The 9,049-nt window shown below is 49.9% G+C and carries 4 protein-coding genes; 1 reads left to right on the forward strand and 3 read right to left on the reverse strand.

Features of this window, described 5'->3' with window-relative positions; genetic code table 11:
• Position 1: 1 nt before the first annotated feature.
• Genes BUB81_RS21480 through BUB81_RS21490 form a run of 3 tightly spaced genes read right to left on the reverse strand, consistent with a single transcriptional unit; the run spans position 2 to position 5,461 of the window.
• Positions 2-1,363, reverse strand: a complete 1,362-nt coding sequence (locus BUB81_RS21480) for an HlyD family type I secretion periplasmic adaptor subunit (RefSeq protein WP_073325419.1) — start codon at positions 1,361-1,363, stop codon at positions 2-4.
• Positions 1,360-3,531 carry a type I secretion system permease/ATPase gene (locus BUB81_RS21485; protein ID WP_245819322.1) on the reverse strand — a complete coding sequence of 724 codons (2,172 nt, stop codon included), beginning with the start codon at positions 3,529-3,531 and terminating at the stop codon, positions 1,360-1,362. Before BUB81_RS21485 ends, BUB81_RS21480 begins: the two co-directional genes overlap by 4 nt.
• A gap of 7 nt (positions 3,532-3,538) precedes the next feature.
• Positions 3,539-5,461 carry a TolC family outer membrane protein gene (locus tag BUB81_RS21490; protein ID WP_084526792.1) on the reverse strand — a complete coding sequence of 641 codons (1,923 nt, stop codon included), beginning with the start codon at positions 5,459-5,461 and terminating at the stop codon, positions 3,539-3,541.
• Between the two features lie 262 nt (positions 5,462-5,723).
• On the opposite strand from BUB81_RS21490, the gene BUB81_RS22240 reads away from it, so the two are divergent.
• Positions 5,724-9,049, forward strand: a 3,326-nt coding sequence (locus tag BUB81_RS22240) for an Ig-like domain-containing protein (protein ID WP_175555854.1), incomplete at its 3' end; no start/stop codon positions are given.

Below are 9,049 nucleotides of genomic sequence, written 5' to 3' on the forward strand. Positions count from 1 at the left end.
ATCATCTCTCGGTAAACGCCGTGGAAGCTGCTTTTTTCAGCGGCTTCAAAATGAAATCAATAATCGATCTCTCTCCGGTAATAATGTCCACCTCAGCGGTCATGCCGGGTAGTATTTCCAATGGCGACTCCCCAATGGTTGAAATGGTTTGCAGTCTGACAATGTAATAGGTGTTGTCCTTGTCGTCGGTAATGGAGTCGGCGCTGATATGTGTCACCTCTGCGCGCATGCCGCCGTAAATGGAAAAGTCGTAGGCGCTAAAACGCACTACAGCAGCTTGCCCCATGGTAATAAACGCAATGTCTTTGGGCGCAATTTTCGCTTCGATAATGAGTTGATCATCGATGGGAATGATCTCAGCAACCGGACTACCCGGTGTTACTACCGCGCCCTCGTTGTTAAACAGTAATCGTTGTATGGTGCCTTTCACGGGGGAGCGCAAAACAGACTGGCTCACCACATCCTCCAGTCCGGCTTTGGACTGCTCCAGTACAGCCAGTCGCGACGCGCTTTCTGTTAATTCACGATGCCATTGATTGATCATTTTCAAGCGGGCTTCCCGTTTTTTGATCTTCTCTTCCTCAATGGCAGAACGACTGCGAATAATCGCGGCTTCGGTACGCTCCAGTGCTCCCCTAAGCTCCACTATTTCCCGGTCCAGGCGCAGAATATCGATTTCTGAAACGGCGCCACTTGCCAGCAACGGTCGGGTTACCGAGAGTTCTTTCTCGGCGAGTTCCAGCGATCGCAAATACTGAGAACGCTCGGCCGTGAAGGCATTTAAATCCTGTTCGCGCTGGCTTATGCGATTATCAAACCCGCTGGCAAGCTGGCTTAGTTCTTCCAGGTTAGAGTTGTAGAGTTGAGTTTCATTGTTTACCAGTACCTCGGCTTGGTTCCTGAGCTCTTCCGAAAACTGAATTGGCAGGTTATTCGTTAGTGCATTCAAACGCTGCACTTTGGCCTTCAGGGCCAGGGCTTCAGTGCTGTTTTCCTGTAGGGTTGAGATAAAACGAGTCGGGTCAATTTCTAACAGTTTCTGGTTGGGTTGAACCGCTTCACCTTCAGAGACAAAAATGGCCTGTACGATACCGCCGTCCAGTGATTGCACAATTTGCAGTTTTTGCGATGGCACCACTTTACCTGTGCCTCGGGCCACCTCGTCGATAACCGCTATGTTTGCCCACATGAGCAGGCAGACAATACTCAGAATGATGGCATATAGCAGGCGTTGAGCCTTGACGGGGGCTTGCTGAACCCTTGCCCACTCTGCCTCGAGCACCCAGTCTTGTTCGGCGGGGGTGGCAAGCCATTTGTGTAGGCGTTGACTCAGCATGCTGCGCGGAAGTACAGGTAAAGTCATGCGGGGCGCACTCCGGGTTGCTGGCTTAGAACCGCCTGTAGTTGATTCAACACATGCTGTTTGGGGCCGTCTATGAGTACCTTGCCGTGGTCAACAACAATGATCCTGTCTACCAGATCCAACAACGTGGTTCTGTGAGTGTTCAGGATCAGGGTTTTGTCTTGTGTACGCGCTTTTAGCACTGCTTTCAGACGCGCCTCCGTGTTAGAGTCCATCGCGGCTGTCGGTTCATCCAGAATAAAAATGTCCGGCGAATGAATGAGGGCTCTGGCAATGGCGACGGCTTGACGTTTACCGCCGGAGAGCAATGCGCCTTTCTCGCCAACATTGAGGTTCAGTCCATCAGGATGGTTATTGACCAGGGCGGCCAGTTCACATTGCTCAAGCACCTGCCATATTTCATCTTCATCTATGCTGTCATCGAAACGGGTAATGTTGTCTTTCAGAGAACCGGCGAACAAGGATAAGTCTTGCGGCACATAGCCAATATGACGACGCAGAGCGCTGGGCTCATATTGCAATATGTTGATGCCATCGACACTGATAAGGCCTTTGGACGGCGCATAAGCACGCATAAGCAGCTTGTTTATCGTGCTCTTTCCACTGCCATTTTTCCCCAAAATAGCAACCTTTTCTCCAGCCTTGATATTGAAGCTGACTTTATTGACGACAAATTGATTGTGGTCGGGGTAGTGAAATGTCACGTCTTCGAATTTTATCTCGCCTTTTACTGCTTCATGTTCCGTCCATTGCTTACTGGCTGGTTTATCAACCTGCATTGCCATAATGTCATTGAGCATGGTCAGGCTGGTTTTCGCATGATGAAATTGTGCTGCCAGGCTGGCGGTTGAGCCAAGTGGCCCCATTGCTCTGCCAGACAGCAGATAGGCTGCGATTAATGCGCCTTGTGTCAGTTCGCCTTCAACAATTAAATACACGCCGGCTATGACAATACAAACGCCAACCAATTGCTGCACCAAGGATGCCAGATTGCTGACAGAGGCTCCCACCAGTCTGAGTTTCGCGTTGGTCTTGGCAAGAAAAATACTCTGTTTTTCGAATTCATATTGAAAGTGATTCTGCGTATTAAAAAAACGCACATCGTCGAAATTGGTGAGCGATTCGGTAATAAGGGCATTTTTACGCGCTCCGATCTTCATACTGTCATCGGCAAGTTGTTTCATGACCGACTGGCAATAGAATCCATATCCTATTACCACAATGCCGCCTACCAGAATGGGGAGTATAAGGTGCCAGTCGATGAATATAATGATAGCCATAAACAGGCATGCAAAGGGGAGGTCGATAAGCGCCACAATAGTGACAGAGTTTAAAAATGTCCGTATTGCATCAAACGATTGAATGCTGTTCACAAACGAACCGGTAGAGCGTGGTTTTTCGGAGAAACTAATGGCCAACACTTTCTGCAATAAAGTGGAAGACAGGTGCACATCTACACGGCTGGCGGCCAATTCGACAAAGTAATAGCGAAGGAAGCGCAACAGTAAATCAGATAAGAGCGCGATCAATACCCCTATTGCCATCATCCACAGTGTTTCGAGTGCCGCATTGGGTACAACACGGTCATAGACGTTCATGACAAACAGTGGCATGGCCACAGACAATAAACTAATAAATGCAGAAGCGATTAACACGTCGCGATATAAAGGGCGCGCTTTTGCAATGGTATTCCAAAACCAGTTGTTCTGCTCGGTCGGCGCGTGTTGCGAGTCCGTATCCGGTTGCTGAATTTTAGGTCGCAGAAAAATCACGTAACCCGTGTACTGTTCATCCACGGAGGACAATGGCACAGTCTCGAGATGCTGTTGCAGTTCGGGGTAAGTCACCGTGAGCGTGTTTTTCGCACTGTCATAGGCGTGCACTACGCAGCATTGCTCGTGATGCAGTATCAGAATAGCGGGTAACAACGCAGGGTTAATTTGTTCCAGCGGGCGTTTCACTGTTCTGCTTACAAATCCAGCACGCTTGGCAACGCTGCTAATAGCAGATGGCGACAACAACCCATTTTTCATGGGTTGGCCTGATAGAAGAGATGGCCGTGGACAGGGCTGGTGGTGATGTTGGCAGATGGCTTCAAAGCAATCCATCAACGGCCCACCTACAGCACTGACGTCCTCTGTGACGCTGTATGCGGTATTTATTGTCATAGCAACCTTACGGTGTTTCGGAGTCCTGTTCCTGAGGCAACATGACTATTCTGGCGACTATACGTCTGTTCGCTCGGTTAGCTTGTTCGGTTTGAGCATCGATGACCGGACGCTCTTCACCATAGCCCACTTCAAACACTCTGCCTTTGTCTATTCCTTGTTGATTAATCAGCCACATAGCAATGGCCTTGGCTCTGCGCAGTGAAAGTTGTTTGTTGTAGTCTGCATTACCCTGCAGTGATGCATGGCCTTCAATGATGACGCCATAGGCTGGGTTTTCAGATAATGTCTCCAGCAGCGGTGTCATTAATTCACTTATGTTGCTGCTATAGTCTGCAGAATCGTGTCCGAACTCTACTGACACGTTCATTGTTTTTACTACATCCAGGCGTTCAAATTCTGCTGTGTTTATAGGAGCATAGTTGAGAGTTTCTTTTTTCGCCAGTTCGCAGCCGTACTGGTCAATATCGACACCCGCTGTGGTGTCAGGGCAATCATCCCATAAATCGGTTACACCATCGCCATCTGTATCTCGCGTTAGCGCGTTGCCAGACGACACCAAATAATCCACGGTATTTGCAGGGCAAATAAAAGTTGGGTCATATTCTACTGGTCGGGCTGCGATATCAGCAGGCACAGGCATACTCTGGCGGCTTACATTTAAGTAGTTGAGTAATTCGCCTTGTGATACGAGCAACCTGAAGAATGACTTAAGTTGGGTGATTTTGGCTTGCGTATATGCCCGGCTGGACTCGTATGCTTCATTTTCTGCATCGAGTAAATCCAACAAGGTGCGCTGGCCTAAACGAAACTGACCCAAATAGGCTGTTCTGACTCTTGCCGAAGCAAGCATATGATCGTTCAGTGCTGGCAACTGGCGTTCTAAATTAATGATGTCATTGAATGCTATATGCAGTGTTTGTTGTATATCACGACAGGCTTTCAGACGAATGTCTTTTGCCTGAACCTGTTGCTCGATGGCCTGCTCGATTTGTGCTTCATCTGCACCCGCACGATAAAGGTTGTAGTCTAATTGGATGCCCACCCGTGCTTCTGTGATGGTGTTATTCAGGCCAACCTGATCCCGTGATTGAAAGCCGTAAGACGCGTTAAACGCTACTCTGGGGTGATATCTGGCTTCTGCACTTTCTATGCGAAATGCTTGTGAATCAATGTTGTATACCGCCGCCAGAAGGTCAGGGTTGCTGGCATAGGCCTTGTGAAGTAACTGCACGATACTGTGTTGCTGAACTGGCAAAAGGTTCACATCAACAGGCGCAATGTCATTCGGTGATTGCAATCCGGTAAGGCGCATAAACCTGGCGGTAACGTCATGCAGGTTGGATTGCTCGGTAATAATGTTAGATTCTGCCAGCGACAAACGGCCGTTGATTTGTTCTAAGTCTGCACCTCTGGCGACACCGGCTTGCGCGCTCTGTTCAATTTGCTTGTAAACGTCAATGTGCGTTTTTAAATTGCTCTCCGAGATCTGAAGCAATTCCCGAAACATCACCATATCGAGATAAGCAAGCGTGGTTTCCAGTGAGACCTGCTCAGCCTGACTGTAAAACTCATAGAATCGAACAACCTGGGCCTGTTCCAGGCTTTGAGTTTCCGAACGGCTCAAAAAACCATCATAAATTAATTGTGATACGGATATGCGGGCCTGGTTTTCCACAAAGGATTGGTCAAGTCCGTAGTTTCTGTCGACAAAAAACGAAGAGGCGTTCACATCAACACTGGGCATATAGTCGCTTCGAGCTACAGTTACATCTTTTTGACTGATCAAAAACTCGCGCCAGCTCGCCTGAATGTCGGGGTTGGTATCGAGCGTATGCTGTATGACTTCCGTAATTGTGAGCCGTTGGGCAGTGGCTTCAACTGACATGCCAATTAATGTAATTACACTGATCAGAACTACCGATCTCATTCATTCACCTTAGTTATACTTTAGTATAATCCTTTGATTAACTTTAGTTTAAGGCGTTAAGTGTCACATATGTCACATGTAATAAAGCTAGACGGCAAACCTCGCTTTATCAAATGCAATCGGCATTTTTTTACATATATAGATTTATATTCAGCATAAATTGACGAAAATTTAATGACTTGCTGGTGGGGCTGTACCTGAGTACAGGCGCAGGGTTGAGAGGTCTTTTCTAGGCTTTTTAGTATCAAGCAAGGAGTCGACAATGGCTAATATTAAAATTGACGTAGTTTCTTTAGATGGCATCGCAAACGTTGTGTTGCCGGATGGTTCGGTATACCCACTGGATCAAGTGACCGACATTGACACAAACAGTGTTATTCAAGTCGCTGATAACGGTGAGGTCACCTTATTGCTAGACGGAAACCTGGTTACATTAACGTCTGGTCAAAGCCTGGCTATCAGCAATTTCCTGTCTTCTCAATCTGATGAACCTGCCCCATTTTTTGAAAGTGAATCTTCGATTGCTGAAGACTCGATAGATGATTTGCTCGCAGAGTTTGGGGAGGCCGACACGCCAACATCAACCGACTCATTTGCTGAAGCGCTTGCTGGTGATGGGGATTTACTTGAAAACTTAGAAGCAACCGCGGCCGGTATTAGCGATGGTGGCGGTGGTGCAGAGGGCGGCAATAATTTTGTTCGCGTAGCGAGAATCGCAGAGGAAACGAATCCGGCGGCGTTTGAATTTTCACAAACCACTCAGGACAATCAGAACGATTCATTTGAACCACTTGACGGGGTGGGAGAAAACAACGCATTAGCTGAAGAACCTGAATTAACAGTCTCTGTAGCTGAATTTTCAGCTACTACTCAACCTACGGTGACTGGAGAGACCAATCAACCCGCAGGGACGCCGGTAACCGTGACATTCAGTGATGAGTCGGGCAATGTCTCATCGCTTGAGGTTATTGTAGATGACAACGGAAACTTCAGCGCAACAGCACCAGATGAGTTAAGTGAAGGTGGGTTTACCGTTGAGGCAGAATTGGCAGACGGTCTGGGCAACCCTGTTACAGCGGAGCAGTCTGGAAATATCGATGTTACTGCGCCTGAGTTAGCTGTAACGCCAGCTGACAGCGGAACCGGAAACACACCGGTGATCAGCGGTCAAACCGATCAACCGCCGGGTAGCGACGTTACTGTGACTATTACCGATGCAAACGGCGATACGCAGGTTGTCACCGGTGAAGTCGCCGACGACGGCTCCTTTACAGTGACCGCTCCTGAGTTACCGGAAGGCGATTACACGGTTGAAGTCACCGTAGTCGATGCGGCGGGCAATACTACAACCTCTACACAAAGCGGCACGGTAGATACGACTGCACCAACCTTTGACGTGACCCCGGTTGACAGCGGAACCGGCAACACGCCAGTGATCAGCGGCCAAACCGATCAACCACCGGGCAGTGATGTAACGGTAACCATTACCGATGCCAACGGCGACACGCAGGTTGTTACTGGCGAAGTTGCCGACGACGGCACCTTTACGGTCACTGCTCCTGAGTTACCGGAAGGTGATTACACGGTTGACGTCACCGTAGTAGATGCGGCGGGCAATACCACTACCTCTACACAAAGCGGCACGGTAGATACCACTGCGCCAACCTTAAACGTGACCCCGGTCGACAGCGGAACCGGAAACACACCGGTGATCAGTGGTCAAACTGATCAACCGCCGGGCAGTGACGTTACGGTAACCATTACCGATGCTAACGGCGATACGCAGGTCGTTACTGGCGAAGTCGCTGACGACGGCTCCTTTACGGTCACCGCCCCTGAGTTACCGGAAGGTGATTACACGGTTGACGTCACCGTAGTCGATGCAGCGGGCAATACCACTACCTCTACACAAAGCGGCACGGTAGACACCACTGCGCCAACCTTAAACGTGACCCCGGTCGACAGCGGAACCGGAAACACACCGGTGATCAGCGGCCAAACCGATCAACCGCCGGGCAGTGATGTAACGGTAACCATTACCGATGCCAACGGCGATACACAGGTTGTCACCGGTGAAGTTACCGACGACGGCACCTTTACGGTCACTGCTCCTGAGTTACCGGAAGGTGATTACACGGTTGACGTCACCGTAGTAGATGCGGCGGGCAATACCACTACCTCTACACAAAGCGGCACGGTAGATACCACCGCGCCAACGTTAATAGTAAATGACCTTGGCACAGGAAACGACAGCACGCCAACCATTACTGGTTCGGGCGAAGTGGGCGCAGTTGTCACAGTGACCGTGACAGATTCATTGGGCAATACACAAACCATTGAGACAGTCGTCGATACTGACGGTAATTACAGCATTGATGTACCCGATGCGTTGGCTGATGGCGAGTATACAGTAACGGTCATAGCAGAAGACGGTGCTGGCAATACGTCTACCCAAACTGTCACTGCAGAGGTTAATAGTGCTGCGCCTACATTAACACTTGATCCATCGGGTCTCGGAAATGATGCGACACCTACATTCACCGGCACCGGTGAGGCGGGCGCGACTGTCACTCTGACCATTACTGATGCCAATGGCACTGTACAAACGGTCACGACGACCGTAGATGGTTCGGGCAACTTCAGTGTGGATGTACCCATCGATCTAGCTGAGGGAAGCTTTACCGTTGACGCAGCAAGTTCTGACGGCTCTGGTAACAGTGCCTCTGTATCCGGCTCTGGTAGCATTGATACTATTGCCCCATTACTAACTGTGAATGACCCCGGCACAGGAAACGACAACACGCCAACCATTACTGGTTCGGGCGAAGTGGGCGCAGTTGTCACTGTGGTAGTGACTGATTCATTGGGTAATACACAAACCATTGAAACAGTCGTCGATGCTGACGGTAATTACAGCATTGATGTACCCGATGCGTTGGCTGATGGCGAGTATACAGTGACGGTCACTGCAGAAGACGTTGCCGGCAATACGTCTACCCAAACAGTCACTGCAGAGGTTAACAGTGCTGCGCCTACATTGACACTTGATCCACCGGGTCTCGGTAGTGATGCGACACCAACCTTGACCGGCACCGGTGAAGCGGGTGCGACCGTGACGCTCACCATAACCGACGCTAATGGTGCTACGCAAACCGTCACGACCACCGTGGACGGTTCAGGCAACTTCAGTGTGGATGTCCCCACCGATTTGGCGGAAGGTAATTTCACGGTCAGCGCGACTACATCGGATGACGCGGGCAATACCGCCTCGGCGTCGGGCACCGGTAACGTCGATACCACCGCCCCAGTGCTGTCATTGAATACCCTAAATGATACCAACGACACCACCCCAACCTTAACCGGCACGGGTGAGGCAGGTGCCACAGTGACGTTAACTATCACGGATGCCAATGGCACTTCGCAAACCGTCACGACCACCGTAGATGGTGCAGGTAACTTTAGTGTGGATGTGCCTACTGATTTAGCCGAGGGCAGCTTTACGGTCAGTGCGACTACGTCGGATGACGCAGGCAATACCGCCTCTGCGTCCGGTACCGGTAACATTGATACCACTGCACCGGTACTGAC

The sequence above is a fragment of the Marisediminitalea aggregata genome (assembly GCF_900129565.1).
Taxonomy (GTDB): domain Bacteria; phylum Pseudomonadota; class Gammaproteobacteria; order Enterobacterales; family Alteromonadaceae; genus Alteromonas; species Alteromonas aggregata.